Raw genomic sequence first — 26803 nt, forward strand, 5'->3', positions numbered from 1 at the left:
GTCGTCGTCGCAGATCACGGCATATTCCTGTCCGGCGATGATCAGGAGCCGGGAGGATGCGATGGACAGGCGGATGGTGCTGGCGGCGATGAGCGGGGCGGCGTTGATGCCGACGCGGGCCGCTGCGCAGGGGGCGGATGCGGACGGCTGGCTCAATCCGCCGCGCGTCTGGCGCGAAGACGCCGGCGTGCTGATGATGCGGGCGGAGCCAAAGACCGATTTCTGGCGAAAGACCTATTTCGGCTACATCACCGACAACGGCCATTTCCGCAGCCGACGGGTGACCGGCGATTTCGTGGCGACGGTCAATGTCGTCGGCGATTATGCCGCGCAATATGATCAGGCGGGGCTAATGGTGCGGCTGGACGCGGAAACCTGGCTGAAATGCGGGGTGGAACGGGTGGACGGCGCGGCCACCGTCAGCGCGGTGTTCACCCGCGATTTTTCCGACTGGTCCGGTTTCCCCATCGATGCCAGCCCGAACGACCTGTGGTTCCGGCTGGCGCGCAAGGGATCGGCCTTTACCTATAGCTGGAGCGCGGATGGTAAGACCTGGCGCGAGGTGCGGCAGGGGCATCTGACCGCTGCGCCGGTGCTTGACGTCGGCGTGATGGCGGCCGCGCCGGAGGGTGGGGGCTTTGACGTCCGGTTCCGGTCGCTGGCCATCGAACCGGCAAAGGGCTGACCGGTCAGGCGATCCAGCCGGTGTGATCGGCCAGGATGAACAGGCCGATGCCGATCAGCATCACGCCGCCCAGCAGTTCGACCCGCTTGCCCAGCCGGGTGCCCACCGATCCGCCCAGATACAGGCCGATGGTCGTCATCGCGAAAGTGGTCATCCCGATGGATGCCGCGATCAGCCAGATATTGACGCCGATAAATGCCAGGCCGACCCCGATCGCCGCTGCATCGATGCTGGTGCCGATGGCCGTCGCGATCAGCGCCATCGCGCCGCTGGCCCGAATCGGGGCGGATCGCGGCGCGGTGTCGCTGGCGTCGCCCTCTTCGGCACCAAAGGATTGAAGGATCATGTGCCCGCCGACCAGCGCCAACAGGCCGAACGCGATCCAGTGATCCACCGCCTCCACCCACCCGGCGGCGATCAGGCCGAGCGTCCATCCGATCAGCGGCGTAATCGCCTCCACCACGCCGAACACCAACCCGCCGCGCAGCGCCGCCGTCAGGCTGGGCCGGCTGGCCGCCCCGCGCCCCACCGATGCGGCAAAGGCGTCGGCGGACATGCTGAACGACAGCAGCGTGATGGAAAGGGGCGTCATCAGGTCCGGGTTCCTCTGGCGTGCCGCCCTGCGGATGGCGCAACGCGGGTCGGCTAACCCACGGGGGCGATGTCACGCAACCCCTCCCGCAACGGCCCGGCGATCGCTACATGGCGGGTCATGTACAGCTTTGACATCGATTCCGCCGACAAACCCGCCATGTATGCCGCGCTGGCCGATGCGCTGGATGCGCTGACCGCCGACGAACCGGACGGCATTGCCAACATGGCCAATGCTGCCGCCCTGATCTGGCAGGTGCTGCCCGATCTCAACTGGGCCGGTTTCTATCGCAACGTGAAGGACGAGCTTGTGCTCGGCCCGTTTCAGGGCAAGGCCGCCTGCATCCGCATTCCGTTCGGGCGCGGCGTGTGCGGCGCGGCGGCGGCAACGCGGGAAACGCAGCTGGTTCCCGACGTCCATGCCTTTCCCGGGCATATCGCCTGCGATGCGGACAGCCGGTCCGAACTGGTCGTGCCGATCGTGTCGGGCGACCGCGTCCTTGCCGTGCTGGATCTGGACAGCCCCTTGCCCGACCGGTTCGATGCACAGGATCAGGCGGGGTGCGAGGCGCTGGCCCGCATCCTGGCCGCCCGCATCGGCTGACCCGGAACGGGACAGTCCTTAACCAACAAGCATCGTTTCCACGGCGCGGGGCAAGCTGGTAAATTCCCTGTCAACCATGATGCCGCGCGCCCTTTGCGCCCGGTGTCCAGCCGTAAGGAAATGCCGATGCGCCTGATCCCGATTTCCGCCGCCGTGCTGGCGATGCTGGCCGCCGCTGCGCCGGCAGAGGCGCAATCCGTTGCGGGCCATCGGGGCGGGGGGCATCATCGCTGGGGCGGGATGGTCAATGGCCGGTGGCATGGCGGCGTCCATGCCCCGGGCGGCTGGGGCGGCTATGTCGCCCCCGTGCGCGGCTTTGTCCTGCCCAGCTATTGGGTGGCCCCGCAATTCGTGATCCGCGACTGGCCGCGCTATCGCTTTTCCGCGCCGCCGCGCGGCCATACCTGGGTCCGCTATTACGACGATGCCGTGCTGGTCGACGATCATGGCCGCGTTTCCGACGCCGTGCGCGATGTCGACTGGAACCGGTATGACGGCCCGGTGGCAGACGGCGGCGCGCCCTATGACGGCGATTATTACGACCGCTATGCCGCCAGCGACCGCCGGGACAGCAATGTCGAAGGCGCGGTGGCCGGTGCAGTGGTTGGCGGCGTTGCCGGCAATCTGATCGCCGGGCGCGGCAATCGCCTGGGCGGCACGCTGATCGGCGCAGGCCTTGGCGCGCTGGCCGGTGCGGCCATCGACGCGGCAGAGGATGGCCGCCGCGACGATCGCGGCCCCGGCGCACCCTATGACACGCCCGGCCATGGCGGCCCCGGACCCCATCATGGCGGCCCGCACCATGCCGGCCCCGCCGATGGCGAATGGCGCTATGGCGGCGAAGTGTTCGGGCCGATCGGGGCCAAGCGCACCCGCATCGTTCAGGAAGGCTATGTCGCCGATGGCTGGTATTATCCGCCGGTGATCGAAACCCAGATGGTCGTCGGGGTAGAGAGCGAACGCCCGCATCCGGCCGTGATGGTCGAAGAGCGCACCTATCGCTCCGATGCGCCGCCCAAGACGTTCAAGCGGGTCTATCGGACCAAGGGCAAGTAATTCCCGGTTCCGGGGGGAGCGGACGGCGCGGCTTCGGGGGAAGCTGCGCCGTTTGCCGTGATGCGCGTTGCCGGGGCGCCAAGGCGCGGCCGGGTCAGGGTCGGCGCGGCGCCCGCCCGGCAAAGCTGACCACGCTTTCCGCACCATCGGCGCTCAGCGCGGACACGCCGACGAAATAATCGTCGACCACGATATCCTTCAGCACCGTCGACGTCCCCGTCACGTCGCGATGATCGGTCCAGTCCTGCGCGTCGTTGCGCCGCCAGTGGACGCGGTATTTCGCCGCGCCTGGCACGGCTTGCCAGCTGACCGTGGTATCCGTCGCCAGCGCCCCTTCGATCGCCACATTCTTGGGAATGGCCGGCGCCGATGCGAACTGGCGCGCGGCAGCGACATTCAGCGCCGTCACCTTCGCCAGATAGGGGAAATCCATCTTGTCGATGGTGTCGCCATATTCACGGCCGCCCTCGGTCCGCAGGTCCTGATGCTGCTGGTCGTAATTTTCGGCCGCCACGGAAAAGCGGATGGCGGGATAGCCAAGGCGCAGGAACGCCTCATGGTCGCCGCCGCGCCCGAACCGGTCCGGGCGGCGCACGACGAACACGTCCAGCGCGCCGGGGATCTTCGCTGCCATCCGGTCGATGCCCTTGGCCAGCGACCGGCTCGGCCCGTCATCCTCGCCGCCATTGCCGCGCCGGGCCTTTTGCTCGTCGATCGTCTCGATCTGGCGGATTCCCTCGGAAAAGACGCGAACCCGGTCGGCTACGCGCACGCCATTCTGGCCCACCGTATTGCCGACGATGTCGTTGTTCAGCACGGCCGACACTTCCCATCCCGCCGCCTGCGCCGTTTCGGCCAGCAGCTGCCCGCCCAGCAGGCCCTGTTCCTCGCCCGACAGCGCGGCATAGATGATCGTCGCCTTGAACTTCTCCTTGGACAGGATGCGCGCGGTTTCCAGCACCAGCGCGGTGCCCGACGCATCGTCATTGGCCCCCGGCGCATCGCTGGTCGCGTCCATCACGTCCGACACGCGGCTGTCGATATGACCCATGATGATGACGACGCGCTTGTTCTCCTCGCCCGCCTGGAACCCCAGCACGTCGACGACATTGGCGCCGTTCGGCACGCGCGGGCCGGTAAAGGTGCGGGCGATGTTGCTGACGGTGATGCACCCGCCGCACTTCTCGCTGATCGCGTTCAGTTCGTTGGCGAACCAGCGGCGGGCAGCGCCGATGCCCCGCGTCGGATGATCCGGATCGGACAGGGTATGCCGCGTGCCGAACGAAACCAGCTTTTCCACATCCGCCTTCAACCGGGCGGGCGACGGCGCGTCCTGCGCCAGGGCGGGATGGGCTGCGGTCAGCAGCAGCGAAGCGATCATCAGGGTGCGCATCGCCTGAACGTGGCGCGAAAAAACGAATCGCTCAAGGGGCTAAAGGGCCGTATCCCCGGCACCATCCGCTCAGGCGGTCGATCAGCTCAGCCGGTCGAGCGCCTCGTGGCTCAGGCTGCCGGGAACGATCATCACCGGCACGCCCAGCGTCCCCGCTTCGGCCGCGAACAGCGTGACCAGCGGGCCGGGCGCACCCTCTGCCGCCGCGCCCAGCACCAGCGCGGCGATTTCGGGATTGCCGGCAATCGTCTCCCGCACCGCCTTGGCCCCGTCGCCCTCGCGCACGATGATCGTCGGGCTCAGCCCCGATTCGGCCAGCAACGTTCCCGCCGCCGCGGTGACCAACGCCTCTGCCCGTTCCCGCGCCTCTGCCTCGATCTGCGCCATCACGCCGCCCCACTGGACGAAATCCGGCTTGGGAATCAGCGTCAGGATCTCGACATGGCCGCCCGTCTTGACGGCACGGCGCGCGGCGAAACGCAGGGCGATCTCCGCCTCTGCGCTTTCATCCACCACCACCAGATAGGTCCGCACCGATCATCCTCCCCCAGCCGGACGACGGCGCCCGAATACGAATGAAAGGTGACGCCTCGACCGTTGCTTCGCAAGGGGCGGGCTTGACCCTGCCGGTGCTGGCGGCAAAGGAGGGCCATTCATCGGACCAGTAACGGGACACTCCATGTCGATCGAACTCAAGATGCCCGCCCTGTCGCCCACCATGGAAGAAGGGACGCTTGCCAAATGGCTGGTCAAGGAAGGGGACACGGTCAAGGCCGGCGATGTCATGGCCGAGATCGAGACCGACAAGGCGACGATGGAGTTCGAAGCGGTCGATGAAGGCGTGATCGCCAAGATCCTGGTTGCCGAGGGAACCGACGGCGTAAAGGTCGGCACCGTCATCGCCATTATCGCCGAAGAGGGCGAGGATGCCGGCGCCGTCGATGCCAAGCCCGCCGCAAAGGCCGAAGCTGCCGCACCCGCACCCGCCGCTGCGCCCGCGCCTGCCGCCCCCGCGGCCCCCGCTGCCGCCCCGGCCCCTGCTGCTGCGCCCGCACCGGCTGCATCCGGTGATCGGGTAAAGGCCAGCCCGCTGGCCCGCCGCATCGCCGCTGACAAGGGGCTCGACCTTGCCGCGCTTCAGGGCAGCGGCCCCGGCGGCCGCATCGTCAAGGCGGATGTCGAGGATGCCAAGCCCGGCGCAAAACCCGCTGCCGCGTCCGCACCTGCCGCTCCGACCGCTGCCGCCGCAGCCGCGCCTGCCGCTCCGGCCGCACCGGCAGAGGCAAAGGCCGTGTGGTTCGACGAATCGATCCCGCACACCGCCGACAAGCTGTCGAACATCCGCAAGACGATCGCCCGCCGCCTGACGGAGGCGAAGCAGACGATTCCGCACATCTACCTCACCGTCGATATCCGCCTCGACAAGCTGCTCAAGCTGCGGGGCGAGCTGAACAAGGGGCTGGAATCGCGCGGCGTAAAGCTGTCGGTCAACGATCTGTTGATCAAGGCGCTGGGCGTCGCGCTGGAACAGACGCCGAAGTGCAACGTCACCTTCGCCGGGGATCAGCTGATCAGCTATCACCGCGCCGACGTGTCGGTCGCCGTGTCGACCCCGACCGGCCTCATCACCCCGATCGTCCGCGACGCAGCCAACAAGTCGATGGCCAAGATCTCGACCGAGATGAAGGAACTGGCCGCCCTTGCCAAGGACGGCAAGCTGAAGCCGGAACAGTATCAGGGCGGCACCGCGTCCCTGTCCAACATGGGGATGTTCGGCATCAAGCAGTTCGAGGCGGTGATCAATCCGCCCCAGGGCATGATCATGGCGATCGGTGCCGGCGAAAAGCGGCCCTATATCGTCGACGATGCGCTTGGCGTCGCCACCGTGATGAGCGCCACGGGCAGTTTCGACCATCGCGCCATCGACGGCGCTGACGGGGCAGAGCTGATGAAGCTGTTCAAGGAACTGGTCGAAAATCCGCTGGGCTTCATTGCCTGAACCGGCAGCCATGCGGGTCTGGACTGAACTGGCTTTTGTCGCCCTTGGCCTGATGGCGGCGCTGGGCATCGGCTGGCTGTCGGCCTGGTCCTATCCGCAGGGCGCTGGCGATATCTGGCTGGTGACGGGTGCTGCCATGCTGATCTCTGCCGCAATGGGCGTCCGCCCGGTGATGCGCGCACTGGCCCGGGACCGGGCAGGGCGGGGCAGCCATGGCTGATCGCGATCTCACCCGTCCGCCGCCGGGCGAACCAGCGCTGCGCGTCACCACGATGCCCGCCGACGCCAATCCCTATGGCGACATTTTCGGCGGCTGGCTGATGAGCGTAATGGACATGGCCGCCGGCCTTGTCGCCGCACGCCGGGCAAAGGGCCGCGCCGTCACCATCGCGGTCGACGCCATGCAGTTTCACCGCCCCGTCGGGGTGGGGGACGAAGTGTCGGTCTATGCCGACCTGATCAAGGTCGGCCGCACCAGCCTGACCATCCAGGTCGAAAGCTGGTGCCGCGACCGCCACGGCGAACAATTGTGCAAGGTGACGGAAGCCCGCTTCGTCTTCGTCGCCATCGACGAACACCGAAAGCCCCGGGTGATCGGCGAATGATCGAGCAGCCCATAAACCCCTCCCCCCTGGCGGGGGAGGGAGGGGCCCGCGCCGAAGGCGTGGGAGGGAGAGGGGGCCTTCTGGTCCGCGCTCGCCGGCTCCGCCGCGATACCACGGACGCCGAACGCAAGCTCTGGTCGATCCTCCGCGCCAAAAAACTCGCCGGGTGGAAATGGCGCCGACAGCAGCCGATCGAGCGTTACATCGCGGATTTCGTCTGCTTCGAAACCCGCGTGATCGTCGAAGCCGATGGTGGCCAGCATACGGGCGATCCGGGCGATGAAATGCGCGATGCCTGGCTCACCGGGCAGGGGTTTCGCGTTATACGGTTTTGGAACAACGACATTCTGACCAATTCTGAGGGGGTCGCCGATCGCATCCTCGCGGCGCAGGCTGATGCGGCTGCATCGACTGACGCGCTCGCGGCACCGCCCCCTCTCCCCAACCCCTCTCCCGTAAGGGGAGAGGGGCTTTCGATGGAGCACAATCGTGGCTGATACCTATGACCTGATCGTCCTCGGCTCCGGCCCCGGCGGCTATGTCGCGGCGATCCGCGCCAGCCAGCTTGGCCTGAAGACCGCGATCGTCGAGCGCGAAAATCTGGGCGGCATCTGCCTGAACTGGGGCTGCATTCCGACCAAGGCGCTGCTGCGCTCGGCCGAAATCTATCATTACATGCAGCACGCCAAGAATTACGGCCTGGTTGCGGAAAAGATCAGCGCCGATCTGGATGCGGTGGTCAAGCGGTCGCGCGGCGTTGCCAAGCAGCTCAATCAGGGCGTCACGCACCTGATGAAGAAGAACAAGATCACCGTCCATATGGGCGAGGGCAAGCTGACCGGAAAGGGCAAGCTGACCGTCACTGACAAGGACGGCAAGGCGACCGAGCTGACCGCGAAAAACATCATTGTGGCCACCGGGGCGCGTGCGCGGGAGCTGCCCTTTGCCAAGTCGGACGGCAAGCGCGTCTGGACCTATCGCCACGCGATGGTGCCGACCGAAATGCCATCGAAGCTGTTGGTCATCGGATCGGGCGCGATCGGCATCGAATTTGCCAGCTTCTACAACGACATGGGCGCCAAGGTGACCGTGGTCGAAATGATGGACCGCATCGTTCCCGTTGAGGACGCCGATGTGTCCGCCTTCCTCGAAAAGTCGCTGGTGAAGCAGGGCATGACGATCATGACCGGCGCTGGCGTGGGCGGGCTTGAGGTTGGCGCCAATGGCGTGAAGGCCAAGCTGAAGGACAAGGCGGGCAAGGAGACGACCGAGGAGTTCAGCCACGTGATCGTTGCGGTCGGCATCGTCCCCAACACCGAGAATATCGGCCTGAAGGAACTGGGCGTCGACATGGACGATCGCGGCTTCCTGAAAACCGGGCCGGATTGCGCCACCAACGTCCCCGGCATCTGGGCGATCGGCGACATCACCGCGCCGCCATGGCTGGCGCACAAGGCGAGCCATGAGGGCGTCATCGCGGTCGAAGCGATCACCGGCGGCCATCCGCACGCCATGGACCCGCGCAACATTCCGGGCTGCACCTATTGCCACCCGCAGGTCGCATCCGTCGGCCTGACCGAGGCGAAGGCCAGGGAAGCGGGGTATGAGGTCAAGGTCGGCAACTTCCCCTTCATCGGCAATGGCAAGGCGATTGCGCTGGGCGAGGCGGAAGGGTTCATCAAGACGGTGTTCGACGCAAAGACCGGTGAACTGCTGGGCGCGCACATGGTCGGCGCCGAAGTGACCGAGCTGATTCAGGGCTATACCGTCGGCAAGACGCTGGAAACGACCGAGGTCGAGCTGATGAACACCGTCTTCCCGCACCCGACCCTGTCCGAAATGATGCACGAAAGCGTCCTGTCGGCCTATGGCCGCACGCTGCATATGTGATCGCTGACCAGGCGCAGGGTCATTCCGGCGCGGCAAACCAACACATCGCCGCGCCGGAGATTTTCCATCTAGTCTTTTGGTAGGATTAAGGCATTCTGTCCGCAACAATCGTGCGGGAGAACTGCCATGACCTCGCTTGCGCTGCATCGCTCCGACGCTGTTTCGATGATTTTGTTGCCCGACCGGCGCGGCCTGCCGCCTGCGCTGGCCGAACTGATCGGGGTGCGCTTCCCCGATGCCCGCACTCTGCCGTTCCGCGGGCGCAGCGTGCCGGAACGTAATCGTTGGGCTGCTCAGCTGGATGAGGCGGTCAATCACGCCGCCCGCCCGGTGATGCTGGTCGCCAGCGGCGTCGGCTGCTTTGCCGCGGCCTGGTGGGGCCGGCTGACCCCGCGTTATTATGTCGAGCGCGTGGCCGGGGCATTGATGGTCGATCCGGTCGAGGGCGGGCCGGTGGCCAGCCTTGCCTCGCCGCGCATCCCGCTGCCCTTCGCCTCGATGCTGGTTGAGGGCGACGCGCTGACCCATGCCGATTCGCTGCGGATGCTGGCCGATGGCTGGGGCGCGGAAACCGGCATCGGCCCATCGGCCGGAACCGCGACCGGCGCGTTCAGCCGGCTGGTCGAACGCTGGACCCGCCGCGTCGTCGACCGCGAAGTCGGGCTGCACGGGCTGCGCACCGAACTCTGATCGTCGCCCGCATCGCCGATTGACATTGCCCCGCCACCGGCCACAGGCTCGTGGCCGGTTGTTCGCTTTGGGGAATGGGGCATGAAATCCTTTGTGTTGGGCGCACTGGCTGCGGCTGCGCTGGCATCGGGCACGGCGTCTGCCGAAACGGTCGTCGTCACCGCCGATCGCATGGTCGACGTGCTGACCGGCAAGATCGTGGACAATCCCGCCGTGTTCGTCACCGACGGGCGCATCACCAACATCGCCGATGCCCGCACCGTGCGCTGGGGCAGCGACGTCCGGCACATCGACCTTTCCGGCAAGACGATCCTGCCCGGTCTGATCGACATGCACGTCCATCTGGACAGCAACCCGAAATATGGCGGCTACACGAACCTGCAGTTCACCGACAATTTCTGGGCGGTGCAGGGGACGGCCAATGCCCGCGACATGCTGATGGCGGGCTTCACCACCGTGCGGAACGTGGGGTCGGAAAATTACGACGACGTCGCCTATAAACAGGCGATCGAGGAGGGGCTGATCGCCGGGCCGCGGATCGTTCCGGCCGCACATGCCCTTGGCGCAACGGGCGGGCATTGCGACAGCACCTATCTGCCCCCTTCGTTCAAGGCAAAGGGCGTGGCGGTGGGCGACAGCCCGGACGAACTGCGCCGCATCGTGCGCGAACAGCGCAAATATGGGGCCGAAGTCATCAAGGTGTGCGCGACCGGCGGCGTGTTTTCCCGCAATACCGAACCGGGGCAGCAGCAATTGTCCGAGGGCGAATTGCGCGCCATCGCGGACGAGGCGCACCAATGGGGCCTGCGCGTTGCCGCCCATGCGCATGGCGCGGCGGGGATCAAGGCGGCGATCCGCGCAGGGATCGACACCATCGAACACGCCAGCCTTGTCGATGACGAGGGGATCAGGCTGGCCGCCGATCGCAAGCAGCCGGTCTGGTTCTCGATGGATATCTTCAACACCGACTATACCCAGGCCGAGGGTGCGAAGAACGGCGTGCTGGAGGATAACCTGCGCAAGGACCGCGAGATTGCGCAGATTCAGCGGGATAACTTCCGCAAGGCGCACAAGGCCGGGGTGCGGATGGTGTTCGGATCGGACGCGGGCGTCATGCCGCACGGCACCGCTGGCGGCCAGTTCCGCGTGATGGTCCAGTACGGGATGACGCCGATGGAGGCGATTCAGGCCGCAACGCGCAACGCCGCAGAGGCGCTGGGCCGGGAAAAGGATGTCGGCGCGATCGCCGTCGGCCGCTATGCCGATATCGTCGCCGTCCCCGGCGATCCGACAAAGGATGTCGGCCTGCTCGCCGGGCCGGTCACGGTCGTGAAGGGCGGGGTGCTGGTCAAGGAATAGGGCAGGGGTCGGCTCCGCCAATTTCCCCATCGGCCGCCATCACCCGGCTCGCTCATGCTGAGCCTGTCAGGGCAGGGTCTTCGGCATCAGCGCCGGGCATTGTCCTTCGACAGGTTCAGGACGAGCGGGCGCAGGCATAGCGGCATTCCGCCCCTCGCTCATGCCGGCCTTGGCGAAGCACGGCCCCTGCGCCAGCGTCGGCCGGCGTCGTTCGCCAGGCTCAGGACGAGCGGACGGAGGAATATTGCCATGTCTTCCCCCGCTCATGCTGGGCCTGTCGAAGCATCGTCGCGGAAACCGCCGCGCCTTACTCCGCCGTATCGCTGACGATGGTGACGGGGGCGATCGGGGCCAGCGGCTCGACCAGCCCGGCCTTGGCGACCTGTTCCGCGATCACCGTCATATGCTTCAGCCGCCCGTCGATATGGCCGCCCGTCTCGATGGTGATCTGGTCATATTCGACATCGCCGTTGATCCGCGCCGTCCGGTCGATGGTCAGGTTCTTGACCCGCACGGTGCCGTCCACCGTGCCCGCCAGCCGCGCGGTGTCGGCGGTGATCAGCCCGCCGATGCGGCTTTCCGGCCCCTGGATCAGGCTGGTGCAGGTGATGTCGCCATCCACCCGGCCGTCGATATGCAGGTCGTTGGACGCGCTGACATTGCCGACAATGACGATATCGACGCCGATTACCGAAAACATGCCCTTGCGACCCGCCTGCTGATTGGCGGGCGCCCCCGGCGCGGCGGACGGGGCAGGGGGATGGGCGGGCGAGCGGTCGTCCCGGTTGCGGTTGCTGTTGAACATGGACTGGCTCCCCCCGTGCTTTCTTCGGCGACTCGGCATGGATATAGCTTCCGCCGCAGCCGATGTCGTCAGCCGGCATCATCGATGCGACGCAACGATTCGCGCCGCGCGGCCCATTGACCGGCGGCGGTCGCGTGCGTATAGGCGCGCCGTTCCATGAAGCGGGGCAATGCGTCTGGCCCATGGGATTTTTTTGAGCTGAACATTGTTGGAGACGCCAGGGCCCGGAGGCCGGCAAGGCCGCCTAGGGTCCTTTCGTATTTTCCGGAAATCATGGCTCCGACAAAGTAACCATTGGAAGGTGAAGGGCTTCATGCCGACGATCAACCAGCTGGTCCGCAAGGGCCGCGAACCGCAGAAGGCCAAGTCAAAGGTCCCTGCGATGGACCAGAACCCGCAGAAGCGCGGTGTCTGCACTCGCGTCTATACCACGACCCCGAAAAAGCCGAACTCGGCTCTGCGCAAGGTGGCCAAGGTTCGCCTGACCAACCAGCGCGAAGTCATCAGCTACATTCCGGGCGAAGGCCACAACCTGCAGGAGCACTCGGTGGTGCTCATCCGCGGCGGCCGTGTGCGCGACCTTCCGGGCGTGCGCTACCACGTGCTGCGCGGCGTGCTCGACACGCAGGGCGTGAAGGACCGCAAGCAGTCCCGTTCGAAGTACGGCGCCAAGCGTCCGAAGTAATTCAGCCAGAGTAGGCCCCGGACGGGTTCCGGATCGGCCGAAGTTCTAGAAGGAAATCTAAGATGGCTCGTCGTCGTCGTCCCGAAAAGCGGGAAATTCTGCCGGATCCCAAGTTCGGGGATGTGGTGCTGTCCAAGTTCATGAACAGCGTGATGCTGGACGGCAAGAAGTCCGTCGCTGAAAGCATCGTCTATGGTGCGCTGGAAACCGTCGAGACGCGTGCAAAGCGCGATCCGCTGGGCGTGTTCCACGATGCGCTGAACAACATCAAGCCGGGCATCGAAGTCCGCAGCCGCCGCGTCGGCGGTGCGACCTATCAGGTGCCGGTGGAAGTGCGTCCGGAGCGTGCCCAGGCGCTGGCGATCCGCTGGCTGATCACCTCGGCCCGCAACCGCAGTGAGAACACCATGGCCGCCCGCCTGTCGGGTGAGCTGATGGACGCCGCCAACAATCGCGGCAACGCGGTGAAGAAGCGGGAAGACACGCACCGGATGGCGGAAGCCAACCGCGCGTTCAGCCACTACCGCTGGTAACAGCGGGGCAGCGAAGCCTTTCGCTGGTAACAAACTGTCCTATATATTGGGGAGCCGGGCGGTCCGGCTCCCCACATCCTTAAGGAACCACGACCATGGCCCGCAGCCATCCGCTCGAGCGCTATCGCAACATCGGCATCATGGCGCACATCGATGCCGGCAAGACGACGACGACCGAGCGTATCCTTTATTACACCGGCAAGTCGTACAAGATCGGCGAAGTGCACGAAGGCACGGCCACCATGGACTGGATGGAGCAGGAGCAGGAGCGCGGGATCACGATCACGTCTGCTGCCACCACCTGTTTCTGGAAGGCGCAGGACGGTCAGGGCGAAGAGCACCGGATCAACATCATCGACACCCCCGGCCACGTCGACTTCACCATTGAAGTCGAGCGTTCGCTGCGCGTGCTCGACGGCGCGGTCGCCTGTTTCGACGGCGTTGCCGGCGTTGAGCCGCAGTCGGAAACCGTGTGGCGTCAGGCGGACAAGTACGGCGTGCCGCGCATGTGCTTCGTCAACAAGCTCGACCGGACCGGTGCCGACTTCTATTACTGCGTGAACTCGATCATCGAGCGACTGGGTGCGCGTCCGGCGGTCCTGTATCTGCCGATCGGCATCGAAGGCGGCTTCAAGGGCCTGGTCGATCTGGTTGAGAACCGCGCGATCATCTGGCTCGAAGAATCGCTGGGTGCGAAGTTCGAATATCAGGCGATCCCCGACGACATGGCCGAAAAGGCTGCGAAGTATCGCAGCGAGCTGATCGAAATGGCCGTCGAGCAGGACGACGAGCTGATGGAGGCCTATCTCGAAGGCAACGAGCCTTCGGTGGCCGACCTCAAGAAGCTGATCCGCAAGGGCACGCTCGAAATGGCGTTCGTGCCGATCGTCTGCGGCTCGGCATTCAAGAACAAGGGCGTTCAGCCCCTGCTCGACGCGGTCGTCGACTATCTGCCCAGCCCGCTGGACATTCCGCCGGTCGAAGGCGTCAAGATGGACGGCGAGACCAAGGATAGCCGCAAGGCCGATGACAGCGAGCCGTTCTCGGCGCTGGCGTTCAAGATCATGAACGACCCGTTCGTCGGTTCGCTGACCTTTGCCCGCATCTACTCCGGCAAGCTGGAGAAGGGCACCGTTCAGAACACGGTGAAGGACAAGAAGGAAAAGATCGGCCGCATGCTGCTGATGCATGCGAACAATCGTGAGGACATCGACGTCGCCTATGCCGGTGACATCGTCGCCATCGCGGGCCTGAAGGAAACGACGACGGGCGACACGCTGTGCGCGCCGACCGCGCCGATCATTCTGGAGCGGATGGAGTTCCCCGATCCCGTGATCGAACTGTCGGTGGAACCGAAGACCAAGGCCGACCAGGAAAAGATGGGCATCGCGCTCAACCGCCTGGCTGCCGAGGATCCCTCGTTCCGCGTGTCGACCGACCATGAGTCGGGTCAGACGATCATCAAGGGCATGGGTGAACTCCACCTGGAAATCCTGGTCGATCGCATGCGCCGCGAATTCAAGGTCGAGGCGAATGTCGGTGCGCCGCAGGTGGCCTATCGCGAATATCTGGCGAAGCCGGTCGAGCTGACCTACACCCATAAGAAGCAGTCGGGTGGTTCGGGCCAGTTCGGCGAAGTGAAGGTCAAGCTCGTCCCCGGCGAGCGCGGCTCGGGCTTCGTGTTCCATGACGAGATCAAGGGCGGCAACATCCCGCGCGAATATATCCCGTCTGTGGAAAAGGGCTTCCGCGAAACGGCCGAGACGGGCTCGCTGATCGGCTTCCCGATCATCGATTTCGCCGTCCACCTGATCGACGGCAAGTATCACGACGTCGACTCCTCGGCGCTGGCGTTCGAAATCTGCGCCCGCGGCGCGATGCGTGAAGCGGCTCAGAAGTCGGGCATCAAGCTCCTCGAACCGATCATGAAGGTCGAGGTGGTGACGCCGGAGGATTATCTGGGTGACGTCATCGGTGACATGAACTCGCGTCGTGGCCAGATCCAGGGCACCGACAGCCGGGGCAATGCCCAGGTGGTCGAGGCGATGGTGCCGCTGGCCAACATGTTCGGCTATGTGAACCAGCTGCGTTCGTTCACCCAGGGCCGGGCGCAATATTCGATGCAGTTCAGCCATTACGACGAAGTGCCGCAGAATGTGGCGGATGAAGTGAAGGCGAAGCTCGCCTAACCGTCAGGTTGGTGCTGGCATAAACGTTAATCAGCCGCTATGGGGCCGCGTTCCGGCGATTCCCCTTGGCGGCGCGGGATATGATCAGAAGGTAGGAAACAATGGCAAAGGCAAAGTTTGAGCGGAACAAACCGCACCTCAACATCGGCACCATCGGTCACGTCGACCATGGCAAGACGTCGCTGACGGCCGCGATCACCAAGGTTCTGGCTGAAAACGTCGCCGGCAACGCTGCCGTCGATTTCGCCAACATCGACAAGGCGCCGGAAGAGCGTGAGCGCGGCATCACCATCTCGACCGCGCACGTCGAGTATGAAACCAACACGCGTCACTATGCGCACGTCGACTGCCCCGGCCACGCCGACTATGTGAAGAACATGATCACTGGCGCGGCGCAGATGGACGGCGCCATCCTGGTGGTTGCCGCCACCGACGGCCCGATGCCGCAGACCAAGGAGCACATCCTGCTCGCCCGTCAGGTCGGCGTGCCCACCATGGTCGTGTTCCTGAACAAGGTTGACCTGGTCGACGACGAGGAAATCCTCGAGCTGGTCGAAATGGAAATCCGTGAAGAACTCTCCAAGCGCGAGTTCGACGGCGACAACATTCCGATCATCCGCGGTTCGGCCACTGCCGCCCTGTCGGGTTCCGACGACAAGCTGGGCAAGGACGCGATCCTGGCCCTGATGGCTGCCGTCGACGAATCGATCCCGCAGCCGGAGCGTCCGCTGGACAAGCCGTTCATGATGCCGATCGAAGACGTGTTCTCGATCTCGGGTCGCGGCACCGTGGTGACCGGCCGTGTCGAAACCGGCATCGTGAAGGTTGGCGACGAAGTCGAAATCATCGGCATCCAGGAAGCGGTCCGTAAGACCGTCGTGACCGGCGTCGAAATGTTCCGCAAGCTGCTCGATCAGGGCCAGGCCGGCGACAACATCGGTGCGCTGATCCGCGGCGTCGGCCGTGAAGAAGTCGAGCGTGGTCAGGTTCTGGCCAAGCCGGGTTCGATCAAGCCGCACACCGAATTCCAGTCGGAAGTGTACGTGCTGTCGAAGGACGAAGGTGGCCGTCACACGCCGTTCTTCGCCAACTATCGTCCGCAGTTCTACTTCCGCACCACGGACGTCACCGGCACGGTGGTTCTGCCCGAGGGTACGGAAATGGTCATGCCCGGCGACAACGTCGCGCTTGGCGTCAAGCTGATCGCCCCGATCGCCATGGACATCGGCCAGCGCTTCACGATCCGTGAAGGCGGCCGCACCGTCGGCGCCGGCGTGGTTGCGTCGATCGACAAGTGATCTGACGCCCTTTCGGGGGCTTCGGAACGGAATTGGCCCGGCTTCCCTTGGGGGAGGCCGGGCTTTTTCTATGCCGCAGCGGGGGACGGGCGGGCACCGGATTGGCGCCCGTCAGCGGCCAGGCACAACCGTCAGCGGCGGCTCATCCGCCCGGATCGACCGGTACATAGTGCGGGACAGGGCATCTTTCGATAAAGGCCGCAGAATCCTGGCCGCACCCCCTTGCCAATCCCGGCTCGCCCCTGTAATGGCCCGCCTCCAGTTTAACGCAACAGCATGAACCCCGATCACGGGGTCCGCTCTTTCGCATCGGTAGGGACATGGAAGCTCAGAATATCCGTATTCGCCTGAAGGCGTTCGACCATCGCGTGCTCGATCAGGCAGCTGGCGACATCGCCGATACTGCCCGTCGCACCGGCGCTCTGATCCGTGGTCCCATCCCGCTGCCCACGCACATCGACAAGTTCACCGTCAACCGCGGCCCTCACATCGACAAGAAGTCGCGCGAGCAGTTCGAGACGCGCACCTACAAGCGCCTGCTGGACATCGTTCAGCCGACGCCGCAGACGGTCGACGCGCTGATGAAGCTCGATCTGGCCGCTGGCGTTGACGTGGAGATCAAGCTGGCGTAATGCGCCGCTTCCATTAAGAGATTCGCGCTCCCGCTGGTCGGTGAGCGGTTCATCCTCGGATCGGTCCAGTACCGCGGCAAGGATGGCACGGAGGGTCCGCCCTCTCACGAATTAGGGATACCGCCGGGACGGCCTCGCAAGAGAATGGCCCGGGACTGCGTCCCCCGTCTTGTCCCGCATTCGTGCGGGGCAGCCCAGCCCGGACGGGGGCTCGCATCGCATTTTGGGTTGGACGTCACGCCCGTGATGGCATCTCGCCATTGCGGGCCTCTGTATAGGAGCATGGGTCATGCGCACTGGCGTGATCGCGAAGAAATTGGGGATGACCCGCCTGTTCCAGGATGACGGCCGTCACGTGCCCGTTACTGTCCTGGCGCTGGAGGGGGTTCAGGTGGTTGCACAGCGCACCGCCGATCGGGATGGCTACACCGCCATCCAGCTGGGCGCGGGCAGCGCCAAGGCCAAGAATGTCGCCAAGCCGCAGCGCGGCCATTTCGGCAAGGCCGAAGTGGAGCCGAAGGCGGTGCTGTGCGAATTCCGCGTGGACGAGGACGGTCTGGTCGATGTGGGCGCGGAAATCTCCGCCGACCACTTCGTCGCCGGTCAGTATGTCGACGTGTCGGGCCGCACCCAGGGTAAGGGTTTCGCCGGCGCCATGAAGCGTTGGGGCTTCGGCGGTCTGCGCGCCACGCACGGCGTGTCGGTCAGCCACCGTTCGCACGGTTCGACCGGTAACCGTCAGGATCCGGGCCGCGTCTTCAAGAACAAGAAGATGGCCGGTCACATGGGCGACCGCAATCGCACGCAGCAGAACCTGGAAATCGTTTCGACCGATGTCGAGCGTGGCCTGATCTTCGTGAAGGGCTCCGTGCCCGGTCACAAGGGTGCGTGGCTGGTCGTCAAGGATGCGGTGAAGCTGCCGCGCCATGCCGATGCGCCGTTCCCTGCCGCGATCAAGAGCGCCAGCAACAACAATGATGCCCCCGCTGACACGCCCGCCACGGACGTTGCTGCGGTCGAGGCGACCGAAGGCCAGGAGGGCTAAACCATGAAGGTCAAGGTTCAGACCCTCGACGCTGCTGCGGCAGGCGATATCGAGCTGAAGGACGAAGTGTTCGGCGTCGAACCGCGTGCCGATATCCTGCACCGCGTCGTCACCTGGCAGCTGGAAAAGCGTCGCGGCACCGCTCGCGGCACGCGGGAGCGCAGCGATGTGGCCCGTTCCGGCAAGAAGCTGGGCCGGCAAAAGGGCGGCGGCGTCGCCCGCCACGGCGATCGCCGGGCTCCGGTGTTCGTCGGCGGTGGTAAGGCGCACGGTGCCCGTGTTCGCGACTTCGATCCGTCGCTGAACAAGAAGATCCGCGCGCTGGGCCTCAAGATGGCGCTGTCGAGCCATGCCAAGGCGGGTTCGCTGGTCATCGTCGAAACGCTGGGCGGTGCGGAAAAGACCAAGGAGCTGAAGGGCAAGTTTGCCAAGCTCGGCTTTGGCAAGACCGCGCTGGTCATCGATGGCGAGCAGGTCGAATACGGCTTCGCTCTGGCCAGCCGCAACCTGCCGGGCGTCAACGTCCTGCCCGCCGTCGGCGCGAATGTGTACGACATCCTGAAGCATGACACGCTGGTGCTGACCCGCGCGGCTGTCGAAAAGCTGGAGGCCCGCTTCCATGGCTAAGAAGCCGACCAAGGCGGCGGTCGACACCCGCCATTACGATGTGATCGTGGCTCCCCACATCACGGAAAAGTCGACGCTCGTGTCCGAGCATAACGCAGTGGTCTTCAAGGTGGCGGGCGATGCGTCCAAGCCGGAGATCAAGGCTGCGGTCGAGGCGCTGTTCAACGTGACCGTCACGGGCGTGAACACGCTGGTGCAGAAGGGCAAGACCAAGCGGTGGAAGGGTGCTCCCTATCGCCGTTCGGACGTGAAGAAGGCGATCGTGACGCTGAAGGACGGCGATTCCATCGACGTCACGACGGGGATCTGAGGCACATGGCACTCAAGCATTACAATCCGACCTCGCCGGCCCGCCGCGGGCTGATCCTGGTCGACCGTTCGGGCCTGCACAAGGGCGCGCCGATCAAGGCGCTGACCGAGGGCAAGCGCAAGACCGGCGGTCGCAACAACAAGGGCCATGTGACGTCGCGCGGGATCGCCGGCGGTCACAAGCAGCGCTATCGCATCATCGATTTCAAGCGCCGCCTGTGGGACGTCGAAGGGACCGTGGAACGGATCGAATATGATCCCAACCGCACCGCCTTCATCGCGCTGGTCAATTATGGCGCGGACGAAGCTGGCAAGGATCGTCTGGCCTATATCATCGCGCCGCAGCGTCTTGGCGTTGGCGACAAGGTGGTTGCCGGCAAGAAGACCGACGTGAAGCCGGGCAATGCCATGGAGCTGGGCCAGATGCCGGTCGGCACCATCGTCCACAATGTGGAGATGAAGCCGGGCAAGGGCGGTCAGATCGCCCGTTCGGCCGGCACCTATGTGCAGGTCGTCGGCCGTGACAAGGGCATGGTGATTGTCCGCCTGAATTCGGGCGAACAGCGCTATATCCACGCGAACTGCATGGCGACGGTCGGTGCGGTGTCCAATCCGGACAACGCCAACACCAACCTTGCCAAGGCTGGCCGCAACCGCTGGCTGGGCAAGCGCCCGCTGACCCGCGGCGTTGCCAAGAACCCGGTCGATCACCCCCATGGCGGTGGTGAAGGCCGCACCTCGGGCGGCCGTCATCCGGTCACCCCGTGGGGCAAGCCGACCAAGGGTGCGCGCACCCGCCACAACAAGGCGACGGACAAGATGATCATCCGTTCGCGCCACGCGAAGAAGAAGGGCTAATCGACATGGCTCGTTCGGTTTGGAAGGGTCCGTTCGTCGACCTTCATCTGCTGAAAAAGGCGGAAACCGCCCAGGAACAGGGTAATCGCGCCGGTCCGATCAAGACCTGGTCGCGTCGCTCGACGATCCTGCCGCAGTTCGTCGGTCTGACGTTCAACGTTTATAACGGCCGCAAGTTCGTGCCTGTCTCGGTCAACGAGGACATGGTCGGCATGAAGCTGGGTGAATTCGCGCCGACCCGGTATTTCCCGGGTCACGCCGCCGACAAGAAGGGTAAGCGCTGATGAGCAAGCAAGCAGCCCCCCGCCGGGTCGCCGCCAATGAGGCGCTGGCCGTCGGCACCACCATCCGCGGTTCGGCGCAGAAGCTGAACCTGGTTGCTGGCCTGATCCGTGGCCGCAAGGTTGGCGATGCGATGAACATCCTTGCGTTCAGCAAGAAGGCGATGGCCGTCGATGCGCGCAAGGTGCTGGCTTCGGCGATCGCCAATGCGGAAAACAACCACAATCTCGACGTCGACGCGCTCGTCGTCGCCGAGGCGTCGGTTGGCAAGTCGATCACCATGAAGCGGTTCGCCACGCGCGGCCGCGGCAAGTCCACCCGCATCCTGAAGCCGTTTTCGCGGCTTCGCATTGTCGTGCGCGAGCAGGAAGAAGCATAATGGGTCAGAAATCGAACCCCATCGGTCTGCGCCTGCAGATCAACCGCACCTGGGACAGCCGCTGGTTCGCGGAAGGCCATGACTATGGCCGGCTGCTGCTGGAGGATCTGAAGATCCGCAAGTACATCATGGAAACGCTGCCCCAGGCCGCGATTTCCAAGGTGGTGATCGAGCGTCCGGCCAAGCTGTGCCGCGTGTCCATCTATGCTGCGCGCCCCGGCGTGATCATCGGCAAGAAGGGCGCGGACATCGAAAAGCTGCGCAAGAAGCTGGGCAGCTTCACGTCCAGCGACGTCAGCCTGAACATCGTCGAAATCCGCAAGCCGGAAATCGACGCCAAGCTGGTGGCGCAGGGTATCGCCGATCAGCTGGAGCGCCGCATCGCGTTCCGCCGCGCCATGAAGCGCGCCGTTCAGTCGGCGATGCGTCTGGGCGCAGAGGGCATCCGCATCAACTGCGGCGGCCGTCTGGGCGGCGCTGAAATCGCCCGCACCGAATGGTATCGCGAGGGCCGGGTGCCGCTGCACACGCTGCGCGCGAACGTCGATTATGCCGAAGCGCAGGCGCACACCGCTTATGGTGTCTGCGGCGTGAAGGTGTGGATCTTCAAGGGCGAGATCCTGGGCCATGATCCTATGGCGCAGGACCGTCTGATGCTGGAATCGCAGACCTCGGGCGTCCGCCCGGCGCGCGAAGACCGGCGCTAAGGGGCTTAGAGGACAATGCTGCAACCAAAGCGCACCAAGTTCCGCAAGGCGTTCAAGGGCCGCATCCATGGCGATGCCAAGGGTGGCACCACGCTGAACTTCGGTTCCTATGGCCTGAAGGCGATGGAGCCGGAGCGGATCACCGCCCGCCAGATCGAAGCGGCGCGCCGCGCGATCACGCGTCACATCAAGCGTCAGGGCCGTCTCTGGATCCGCATCTTCCCTGATGTGCCGGTGTCGTCCAAGCCCGCCGAAGTCCGCATGGGCTCGGGCAAGGGTTCGCCGGAATATTGGGTCGCCCGCGTCAAGCCGGGCCGTATCCTGTTCGAGCTGGACGGCGTTGCTGGCCCGCTGGCGGCAGAAGCGTTCGAGCGTGCGGCGATGAAGCTGCCGATCAAGGTCAAGGTCGTGGCGCGTCTCGGCGACACGTCGCACCTGGAGGGTTGAGGACAATGACCAAGCCTGCAGATATCCGCACGCAGAGCGACGACCAGCTGGTCGAGACGCTGGGCCAGCTGAAGCGGGAGGCCTTCAACCTTCGCTTCCAGGCAGCCACTGCGCAGCTTGAAAAGGCGAGCCGCGTGCGCGAAGTGCGCCGCGACATTGCCCGCATCAAGACCATTCAGAACGAGCGTTCGCGCTCGGCTGCGAAGTAAGAGGAAGAACCATGCCGAAGCGCGTGCTGACCGGGAACGTGGTTTCCGACAAGGGCGACAAGACCGTGGTCGTGCTGGTGGAGCGCAAGGTGAAGCACCCGCTCTACGGCAAGATCATCCGTCGTTCGAAGAAGTATCATGCCCATGACGAGGGCAATGAGTATCGCGAGGGCGAGACCGTGCGCATCGAAGAGACTGCGCCGATCTCGAAGCTCAAGACGTGGAAGGTCGTTGGGCGCGTCGGTGCCGATACGCCCGCCGCTTGATATCGAAGGCGGGGCAGGGTCGGAATCCTGCCCTATAGTGAGAAGGAACCGGATCAATGATCCAGATGCAGTCGAATCTCGACGTCGCTGACAACAGCGGCGCGAAGCGGGTGCAGTGCATCAAGGTGCTGGGCGGATCGAAGCGTCGCTTCGCGTCCGTGGGCGACATCATCGTGGTCAGCATCAAGGAAGCACAGCCCCGTGGCAAGGTTAAGAAGGGCGACGTTCACCGCGCGGTGATCGTCCGCACGGCCAAAGACGTGCGCCGCGCCGATGGCTCGGTGATCCGTTTCGACGGCAACGCCGCCGTGCTGATCAACAAGAACGAGGAGCCGATCGGCACCCGTATCTTTGGCCCGGTCGTCCGCGAACTGCGCTCGCGCGGGTTCATGAAGATCATCTCGCTCGCGCCGGAGGTGCTGTAATGGCTGCCGCTCGCATCAAGAAGGGTGACCAGGTCATCGTCCTGTCCGGCAAGGACAAGGGCAAGACCGGTGAGGTCGTCAAGTCGTTGCCGAAGGACGGCAAGGTTGTCGTGTCGGGCGTCAATGTCGCCACGCGCCACCGCAAGCCGACCCAGGCAAACCCGCAGGGTGGCCTTGAGCGCACCGAAGCCCCGCTGCACGTCTCGAAGGTGGCGCATGTGACCGCCGACGGCAAGCCGACCCGCGTCCGCTTCGAGGAGCGCGATGGCAAGAAGGTCCGCGTGGCGGTCAAGACCGGAGACGTGATCAATGGCTGACAAGTACACTCCCCGCCTGCGCAAGCTGTATGACGACAAGATCGTCAAGGCGATGACCGAGAAGTTCGGCTACAAGAACGCGCTTGAAGTTCCGCGGATCGAAAAGATCGTGCTGAACATGGGCGTTGGCGAGGCGACCCAGGACAAGAAGCGCGTCGAACAGGCCGCTCAGGAAATGGAACTGATCGCCGGCCAGAAGCCCGTTGTGACCATGGCCAAGAAGTCGATCGCGCAGTTCAAGCTGCGTGAGGGCATGGCGATCGGTTGCAAGGTGACGCTGCGTCGCGAGCGGATGTACGAGTTTCTCGACCGCTTCGTCACGATCGCGCTGCCCCGCGTGCGCGACTTCCGTGGCCTGAACCCGAAGTCGTTTGACGGCCGTGGCAACTATGCCTGCGGCATCAAGGAACAGCTGGTGTTCCCCGAAATCAACTATGACCGGATCGACAAGGTCCGCGGCATGGACGTGATCGTGACCACCACCGCAAAGACCGATGAGGAAGCGCGCGAGCTGCTTCGTCTGTTCGGCTTCCCTTTCATCGGCATGACCGGTGAAGAGAAGCAGGCTGCATAAGAGTTAGGAAAGAGAGCTTAAGTCCATGGCGAAACTGAGTTCGATCAACAAGAACGAGCGTCGCAAGCAGCTGGTGAAGAAGTATGCCGGCAAGTATGCGAAGCTGAAGGCGACGGCCAATGATCAGTCGCTCGATGAAACCGAGCGTCTGATCGCGCGGCTCAAGATGGCCGAGATCCCCCGCAACGGGAACCCGACCCGCATCCGCAACCGCTGCGAACTGACGGGTCGTCCGCGCGGCTATTATCGCAAGTTCCGTCTCGCCCGCGTCATGCTGCGTGAATTGGCCAATAAGGGCATGATTCCCGGCGTCACCAAGTCGAGCTGGTAAGGATCACTGGTATGGCATTGACCGATCCCCTGGGTGATATGCTCACCCGTATCCGCAACGGCCAGCGCGCGCGCAAGGACAGTGTCCTGACGCCGGCGTCGAAGCTCCGCGTCCGTGTGCTCGACGTGCTGCAGCGTGAAGGATACATCCGTGGCTACAGCGAAGAGCAGATGGGCCCCGCGGCCGGCATCCGCATCGAGCTGAAGTATTTCGAAGGCCAGCCGGCGATCAAGCATGTCGCCCGCGTGTCCAAGCCCGGCCGCCGGATCTATTCCGGTGCGCAGGAGCTGCCGCGCGTGCGCAACGGCCTTGGCATCACCATCGTCTCGACGCCCAAGGGCGTTCTGTCCGACGCCGAAGCGCGCGAACAGAATGTTGGCGGCGAAGTGCTGGCGGAGGTATTCTGATGAGCCGCATTGGCAAGAAGCCGGTTTCCGTACCGGCCAACGTCACCGCCAGCATCGACGGGCGCATCCTGTCGGTCAAGGGTCCGAAGGGCACCCTGACGCTGCCGCTGCGCGACGAAATCAGCTACTCGGTCGAGGATGGCGGCATTGTCGTCCAGCCCGCGAACGGGACCAAGCAGGCCCGCGCCTTCTGGGGCATGCAGCGCACGATGGTTCAGAACCTCGTCACCGGCGTGACGGAAGGCTTTACCAAGAAGCTGCTGATCACCGGCGTCGGTTATCGCGCCGCGTCGCAGGGCAAGGTGCTGAAGCTGCAGCTTGGCTATTCGCACGATGTGAATTTCGACATCCCGGAAGGGATCGAAATCAAGACCCCGGATCAGACCACGGTCGAAATCTCGGGCATCGACAAGCAGAAGGTCGGCCAGGTGGCCGCGGAGATCCGTCGTTGGCGCAAGCCGGAGCCCTATAAGGGCAAGGGCATCAAGTATGACGGCGAGTTCATCTTCCGCAAGGAAGGGAAGAAGAAGTAATGACCAAGGGTCTCTCTCTGTTCGAAAAGCGGCGCCGCCGGAACCGCACTGCGCTGCGCGCACGTGCCGGTGGCCGTCCGCGTCTGTCGGTGCATCGTTCCGGCAAGCACATCTATGCCCAGGTGATTGACGACGCCGCCGGCCGCACGCTGGCCGCCGCTTCGTCGCTGGACAAGGATCTGCGCGGTCAGACCGGCGCAACCACCTCTGCTGCGGCAGAAGTCGGCAAGCGCCTGGCCGAAGCGGCGAAGGCTGCTGGCGTCACCCAGGTGGTGTTCGATCGTGGCGGCTTCCTGTTCCACGGTCGGGTAAAGGCGCTGGCGGAAGCTGCGCGCGAAGGCGGATTGGAGTTCTAACATGGCTGACGAGATCATTCAGGGCGCGCCCGCCGAGGGCGAGAACGCCGGTGGCGCTCGTCGCGGCCGTGGTGGCCGGGGCGGCGGCGGCGGTGACCGCGGCGGTCGTGGCCGCGAGGGCGGCCGGGGTCGTCGCGACGAACGCGGTGGCCGTGGTGCGGAGGACGGTGGCGAAGAGCTGATCGAAAAGCTCGTTCACATCAACCGCGTGTCCAAGACGGTGAAGGGCGGCAAGCGCTTCGGCTTTGCGGCGCTGGTCGTCGTGGGCGACGGCAAGGGCCGGGTCGGCTTCGGTCATGGCAAGGCGCGCGAAGTGCCGGAAGCCATTTCGAAGGCGACGGCTTCTGCAAAGAAGAAGATGGTCCGCGTTCCGCTGAAGGAAGGCCGGACGCTGCACCATGACGGTGCGGGTCACTTCGGCGCGGGCCGCGTGTATGTCCGTTCGGCGCCTGCCGGTACCGGCATCATCGCCGGCGGTCCGATGCGCGCCGTGTTCGAATCGCTGGGTGTCGCCGACGTCGTCACCAAGTCGATCGGCACGTCCAACCCCTACAACATGATCCGTGCGACCTTTGAGGCGCTGGTCGAACAGACCAGCCCCAAGTCGGTGGCGCAGCGTCGCGGCAAGAAGGTCGCTGACCTGCTCGGCCGTGGCGGCGCGGACAAGGCCGAGGCGGAAGCCGACGCCGCTGCGATCGCGGAGTAATCATCATGGCGAAGATCAAAGTTCAGCAGATCGGTTCGCCGATCCGCCGCACCAAGGATCAGCGCGCGACGCTGATCGGCCTGGGCCTCAACAAGATGCACCGGGTCAGCGAGCTTGAAGATACCCCCGAAGTCCGGGGCATGATCGCCAAGCTGCCGCACATGGTGAAGGTGCTGGAGGGCTAAGGCCCTTCGCACGGCCCGATCCCGGATTTCCGGGGTGACAAATACCGGACGGGGGGCTAATGGCCCCCCTTCCATTTTTCCAACGCGCGACAAAAGCGAAAGCGAGTGCAGATCATGAAGCTGAACGAACTCACCGACAACCAGGGCGCCCGTCACCGCAAGATGCGGGTCGGCCGCGGCATCGGTTCCGGCAAGGGCAAGACCGCCGGACGTGGCCAGAAGGGTCAGAAGAGCCGCGAGGGCGTTTCCATCAACGGCTTCGAGGGCGGTCAGATGCCGCTCCACATGCGGTTGCCGAAGCGTGGCTTCAACAACATCTTCGCCAAGGATTATGCCGAGGTGAACCTGGGCGCGATCCAGAAGGCGGTTGATGCCGGCAAGCTGGAAGCGGGCGCATCGCTCGACCACGCCGCGCTGAAGGCCGCGAACCTGGCCCGTGGCGGCAAGGACGGCGTCCGTCTGCTCGGCAAGGGCGAACTGACCGCGAAGCTCAGCTTCGTCGTCGCCGGTGCCTCCAAGTCGGCGATCGAGGCGGTCGAAAAAGCGGGCGGTTCGGTTCAGGTGATCGAAGTCGTCCCGGCCAACGAAAAGGCTGCTGCCAAGAAGGGCAAGACCCGCGAGGCGCGCCTGGCTGCCAAGGCCGAGAAGAAGAAGGGCTGATTTGCGGGCGGCGGGGGATCCTTCGGGGTTCCCCGCGCTCCATTCGGGGGACCGGGCCTGCCAGCGCCCGTCGCATCCCCGTTAGACATCCCCGCATCACCACCTATATGGACGGCGGGAGGGCGGCAGGACATCCGCCGCACGTGTTTCCGGGACGAACATTCAT

39 protein-coding genes are annotated in these 26803 nt (G+C 64.9%); 35 read left to right on the top strand and 4 right to left on the bottom strand.

The genetic code is table 11. The features are described from left to right. The first annotated feature begins 61 nt into the window (after nucleotides 1-61). Complete coding sequence (locus ACNI3Q_RS09765; RefSeq protein WP_426276191.1) at nucleotides 62-685, top strand: DUF1349 domain-containing protein; 624 nt, start codon at nucleotides 62-64, stop codon at nucleotides 683-685. 4 nt (nucleotides 686-689) lie between these two features. Here ACNI3Q_RS09765 and ACNI3Q_RS09770 read toward each other — a convergent pair whose 3' ends face one another. Continuing rightward, nucleotides 690-1277, bottom strand: a complete 588-nt coding sequence (locus ACNI3Q_RS09770) for a manganese efflux pump MntP (protein WP_426276193.1) — start codon at nucleotides 1275-1277, stop codon at nucleotides 690-692. A gap of 120 nt (nucleotides 1278-1397) precedes the next feature. Between ACNI3Q_RS09770 and ACNI3Q_RS09775 the strand changes: the two genes are divergently transcribed. Further along, the gene (locus ACNI3Q_RS09775; RefSeq protein WP_426276195.1) at nucleotides 1398-1880 is read left to right on the top strand and encodes a GAF domain-containing protein; all 483 of its coding nucleotides are present in this window, start codon (nucleotides 1398-1400) and stop codon (nucleotides 1878-1880) included. Between the two features lie 126 nt (nucleotides 1881-2006). Beyond that, on the top strand, nucleotides 2007-2936 hold the full coding sequence (locus tag ACNI3Q_RS09780) for an RcnB family protein (protein ID WP_426276197.1): 930 nt from the start codon (nucleotides 2007-2009) through the stop codon (nucleotides 2934-2936). A 94-nt stretch (nucleotides 2937-3030) separates the two neighbouring features. Here the strand turns inward: ACNI3Q_RS09780 and ACNI3Q_RS09785 are convergent, their stop codons facing one another. Both ACNI3Q_RS09785 and ACNI3Q_RS09790 read right to left on the bottom strand, forming a co-directional pair. Next, nucleotides 3031-4329, bottom strand: coding sequence for a M28 family peptidase (locus tag ACNI3Q_RS09785; protein WP_426276199.1), 1299 nt, complete (start codon nucleotides 4327-4329; stop codon nucleotides 3031-3033). A gap of 81 nt (nucleotides 4330-4410) precedes the next feature. Further along, nucleotides 4411-4863 (bottom strand): universal stress protein, encoded by a 453-nt coding sequence (locus ACNI3Q_RS09790; RefSeq protein WP_260022029.1) that lies wholly within the window; start codon nucleotides 4861-4863, stop codon nucleotides 4411-4413. A gap of 145 nt (nucleotides 4864-5008) precedes the next feature. On the opposite strand from ACNI3Q_RS09790, the gene ACNI3Q_RS09795 reads away from it, so the two are divergent. The 7 genes from ACNI3Q_RS09795 (at nucleotide 5009) to ACNI3Q_RS09825 (ending at nucleotide 10872) form a co-directional block, all read left to right on the top strand. Beyond that, nucleotides 5009-6328 carry a pyruvate dehydrogenase complex dihydrolipoamide acetyltransferase gene (locus tag ACNI3Q_RS09795; protein ID WP_426276201.1) on the top strand — a complete coding sequence of 440 codons (1320 nt, stop codon included), beginning with the start codon at nucleotides 5009-5011 and terminating at the stop codon, nucleotides 6326-6328. 10 nt (nucleotides 6329-6338) lie between these two features. Continuing rightward, entirely contained in the window at nucleotides 6339-6548 is a 210-nt protein-coding gene (locus tag ACNI3Q_RS09800; RefSeq protein WP_426276203.1) for a hypothetical protein, read from the top strand. Then, complete coding sequence (locus ACNI3Q_RS09805) at nucleotides 6541-6933, top strand: acyl-CoA thioesterase (RefSeq protein ID WP_426276205.1); 393 nt, start codon at nucleotides 6541-6543, stop codon at nucleotides 6931-6933. The genes ACNI3Q_RS09800 and ACNI3Q_RS09805 overlap by 8 nt, the downstream gene beginning before the upstream one ends. Continuing rightward, nucleotides 6930-7430 (top strand): endonuclease domain-containing protein, encoded by a 501-nt coding sequence (locus ACNI3Q_RS09810; RefSeq protein WP_426276207.1) that lies wholly within the window; start codon nucleotides 6930-6932, stop codon nucleotides 7428-7430. Before ACNI3Q_RS09805 ends, ACNI3Q_RS09810 begins: the two co-directional genes overlap by 4 nt. After that, nucleotides 7423-8823, top strand: a complete 1401-nt coding sequence (gene lpdA / locus ACNI3Q_RS09815) for a dihydrolipoyl dehydrogenase (RefSeq protein ID WP_426276209.1) — start codon at nucleotides 7423-7425, stop codon at nucleotides 8821-8823. Before ACNI3Q_RS09810 ends, lpdA begins: the two co-directional genes overlap by 8 nt. Nucleotides 8824-8949: 126 nt before the next feature. After that, nucleotides 8950-9513, top strand: a complete 564-nt coding sequence (locus tag ACNI3Q_RS09820) for an alpha/beta hydrolase (protein ID WP_426276210.1) — start codon at nucleotides 8950-8952, stop codon at nucleotides 9511-9513. Nucleotides 9514-9594: 81 nt separating this feature from the next. Beyond that, nucleotides 9595-10872 carry a Xaa-Pro dipeptidase gene (locus tag ACNI3Q_RS09825; RefSeq protein ID WP_426276212.1) on the top strand — a complete coding sequence of 426 codons (1278 nt, stop codon included), beginning with the start codon at nucleotides 9595-9597 and terminating at the stop codon, nucleotides 10870-10872. 307 nt (nucleotides 10873-11179) lie between these two features. On the opposite strand, the gene ACNI3Q_RS09830 is transcribed toward ACNI3Q_RS09825, so the two are convergent. After that, entirely contained in the window at nucleotides 11180-11677 is a 498-nt protein-coding gene (locus tag ACNI3Q_RS09830; protein ID WP_426276214.1) for a bactofilin family protein, read from the bottom strand. Nucleotides 11678-11990: 313 nt separating this feature from the next. Between ACNI3Q_RS09830 and rpsL the strand changes: the two genes are divergently transcribed. The 25 genes from rpsL (at nucleotide 11991) to rplO (ending at nucleotide 26637) form a co-directional block, all read left to right on the top strand. Then, nucleotides 11991-12362 carry a 30S ribosomal protein S12 gene (gene rpsL / locus ACNI3Q_RS09835; protein ID WP_133496204.1) on the top strand — a complete coding sequence of 124 codons (372 nt, stop codon included), beginning with the start codon at nucleotides 11991-11993 and terminating at the stop codon, nucleotides 12360-12362. A gap of 62 nt (nucleotides 12363-12424) precedes the next feature. Then, complete coding sequence (rpsG, locus tag ACNI3Q_RS09840; protein ID WP_426276217.1) at nucleotides 12425-12895, top strand: 30S ribosomal protein S7; 471 nt, start codon at nucleotides 12425-12427, stop codon at nucleotides 12893-12895. A 95-nt stretch (nucleotides 12896-12990) separates the two neighbouring features. After that, entirely contained in the window at nucleotides 12991-15084 is a 2094-nt protein-coding gene (fusA, locus tag ACNI3Q_RS09845; RefSeq protein ID WP_426276219.1) for an elongation factor G, read from the top strand. A 101-nt stretch (nucleotides 15085-15185) separates the two neighbouring features. Continuing rightward, nucleotides 15186-16382 carry an elongation factor Tu gene (gene tuf / locus ACNI3Q_RS09850; RefSeq protein ID WP_260022043.1) on the top strand — a complete coding sequence of 399 codons (1197 nt, stop codon included), beginning with the start codon at nucleotides 15186-15188 and terminating at the stop codon, nucleotides 16380-16382. 320 nt (nucleotides 16383-16702) lie between these two features. Further along, entirely contained in the window at nucleotides 16703-17014 is a 312-nt protein-coding gene (gene rpsJ, locus ACNI3Q_RS09855) for a 30S ribosomal protein S10 (protein ID WP_260022044.1), read from the top strand. 289 nt (nucleotides 17015-17303) lie between these two features. Then, nucleotides 17304-18059 (top strand): 50S ribosomal protein L3, encoded by a 756-nt coding sequence (gene rplC, locus ACNI3Q_RS09860; protein ID WP_426276222.1) that lies wholly within the window; start codon nucleotides 17304-17306, stop codon nucleotides 18057-18059. Nucleotides 18060-18062: 3 nt separating this feature from the next. Continuing rightward, on the top strand, nucleotides 18063-18686 hold the full coding sequence (rplD, locus tag ACNI3Q_RS09865; RefSeq protein WP_260022046.1) for a 50S ribosomal protein L4: 624 nt from the start codon (nucleotides 18063-18065) through the stop codon (nucleotides 18684-18686). Continuing rightward, nucleotides 18679-18996, top strand: a complete 318-nt coding sequence (locus tag ACNI3Q_RS09870) for a 50S ribosomal protein L23 (RefSeq protein WP_260022047.1) — start codon at nucleotides 18679-18681, stop codon at nucleotides 18994-18996. The genes rplD and ACNI3Q_RS09870 overlap by 8 nt, the downstream gene beginning before the upstream one ends. A gap of 5 nt (nucleotides 18997-19001) precedes the next feature. Then, nucleotides 19002-19853 (top strand): 50S ribosomal protein L2, encoded by an 852-nt coding sequence (gene rplB / locus ACNI3Q_RS09875; RefSeq protein ID WP_260022048.1) that lies wholly within the window; start codon nucleotides 19002-19004, stop codon nucleotides 19851-19853. A gap of 5 nt (nucleotides 19854-19858) precedes the next feature. Continuing rightward, entirely contained in the window at nucleotides 19859-20137 is a 279-nt protein-coding gene (gene rpsS / locus ACNI3Q_RS09880) for a 30S ribosomal protein S19 (protein ID WP_260022049.1), read from the top strand. Further along, nucleotides 20137-20514 carry a 50S ribosomal protein L22 gene (gene rplV, locus ACNI3Q_RS09885; protein WP_260022050.1) on the top strand — a complete coding sequence of 126 codons (378 nt, stop codon included), beginning with the start codon at nucleotides 20137-20139 and terminating at the stop codon, nucleotides 20512-20514. The genes rpsS and rplV overlap by 1 nt, the downstream gene beginning before the upstream one ends. Next, the gene (gene rpsC / locus ACNI3Q_RS09890) at nucleotides 20514-21221 is read left to right on the top strand and encodes a 30S ribosomal protein S3 (RefSeq protein ID WP_260022051.1); all 708 of its coding nucleotides are present in this window, start codon (nucleotides 20514-20516) and stop codon (nucleotides 21219-21221) included. Before rplV ends, rpsC begins: the two co-directional genes overlap by 1 nt. 15 nt (nucleotides 21222-21236) lie before the next feature. Next, a complete protein-coding gene (gene rplP, locus ACNI3Q_RS09895) occupies nucleotides 21237-21668 on the top strand; it encodes a 50S ribosomal protein L16 (RefSeq protein ID WP_260022053.1) in 432 nt (143 codons plus the stop codon). Between the two features lie 5 nt (nucleotides 21669-21673). Then, nucleotides 21674-21877: a 50S ribosomal protein L29 gene (rpmC, locus tag ACNI3Q_RS09900; RefSeq protein ID WP_426276226.1), complete on the top strand. Its 204-nt coding sequence runs from the start codon at nucleotides 21674-21676 to the stop codon at nucleotides 21875-21877. Between the two features lie 11 nt (nucleotides 21878-21888). Beyond that, nucleotides 21889-22143 carry a 30S ribosomal protein S17 gene (rpsQ, locus tag ACNI3Q_RS09905; protein ID WP_426276228.1) on the top strand — a complete coding sequence of 85 codons (255 nt, stop codon included), beginning with the start codon at nucleotides 21889-21891 and terminating at the stop codon, nucleotides 22141-22143. Between the two features lie 56 nt (nucleotides 22144-22199). Further along, nucleotides 22200-22568: a 50S ribosomal protein L14 gene (rplN, locus tag ACNI3Q_RS09910; RefSeq protein ID WP_260022056.1), complete on the top strand. Its 369-nt coding sequence runs from the start codon at nucleotides 22200-22202 to the stop codon at nucleotides 22566-22568. After that, nucleotides 22568-22885, top strand: a complete 318-nt coding sequence (gene rplX / locus ACNI3Q_RS09915) for a 50S ribosomal protein L24 (protein ID WP_260022057.1) — start codon at nucleotides 22568-22570, stop codon at nucleotides 22883-22885. The genes rplN and rplX overlap by 1 nt, the downstream gene beginning before the upstream one ends. After that, entirely contained in the window at nucleotides 22878-23459 is a 582-nt protein-coding gene (rplE, locus tag ACNI3Q_RS09920) for a 50S ribosomal protein L5 (RefSeq protein WP_426276231.1), read from the top strand. Before rplX ends, rplE begins: the two co-directional genes overlap by 8 nt. A gap of 25 nt (nucleotides 23460-23484) precedes the next feature. Beyond that, nucleotides 23485-23790, top strand: coding sequence for a 30S ribosomal protein S14 (rpsN, locus tag ACNI3Q_RS09925; RefSeq protein ID WP_260022059.1), 306 nt, complete (start codon nucleotides 23485-23487; stop codon nucleotides 23788-23790). An 11-nt stretch (nucleotides 23791-23801) separates the two neighbouring features. Beyond that, entirely contained in the window at nucleotides 23802-24197 is a 396-nt protein-coding gene (gene rpsH, locus ACNI3Q_RS09930) for a 30S ribosomal protein S8 (protein ID WP_260022060.1), read from the top strand. Further along, nucleotides 24197-24730, top strand: coding sequence for a 50S ribosomal protein L6 (rplF, locus tag ACNI3Q_RS09935; protein WP_426276233.1), 534 nt, complete (start codon nucleotides 24197-24199; stop codon nucleotides 24728-24730). The genes rpsH and rplF overlap by 1 nt, the downstream gene beginning before the upstream one ends. Further along, the gene (rplR, locus tag ACNI3Q_RS09940; RefSeq protein ID WP_260022064.1) at nucleotides 24730-25086 is read left to right on the top strand and encodes a 50S ribosomal protein L18; all 357 of its coding nucleotides are present in this window, start codon (nucleotides 24730-24732) and stop codon (nucleotides 25084-25086) included. Before rplF ends, rplR begins: the two co-directional genes overlap by 1 nt. 1 nt (nucleotide 25087) lies before the next feature. Continuing rightward, complete coding sequence (gene rpsE / locus ACNI3Q_RS09945) at nucleotides 25088-25792, top strand: 30S ribosomal protein S5 (protein WP_260022066.1); 705 nt, start codon at nucleotides 25088-25090, stop codon at nucleotides 25790-25792. A gap of 5 nt (nucleotides 25793-25797) precedes the next feature. After that, a complete protein-coding gene (rpmD, locus tag ACNI3Q_RS09950) occupies nucleotides 25798-25977 on the top strand; it encodes a 50S ribosomal protein L30 (RefSeq protein ID WP_260022067.1) in 180 nt (59 codons plus the stop codon). A 114-nt stretch (nucleotides 25978-26091) separates the two neighbouring features. Continuing rightward, complete coding sequence (gene rplO, locus ACNI3Q_RS09955) at nucleotides 26092-26637, top strand: 50S ribosomal protein L15 (RefSeq protein WP_260022390.1); 546 nt, start codon at nucleotides 26092-26094, stop codon at nucleotides 26635-26637. Nucleotides 26638-26803 lie beyond the last annotated feature (166 nt).

This window comes from Sphingomonas eleionomae (assembly GCF_049889035.1).
Lineage (GTDB): Bacteria > Pseudomonadota > Alphaproteobacteria > Sphingomonadales > Sphingomonadaceae > Sphingomonas.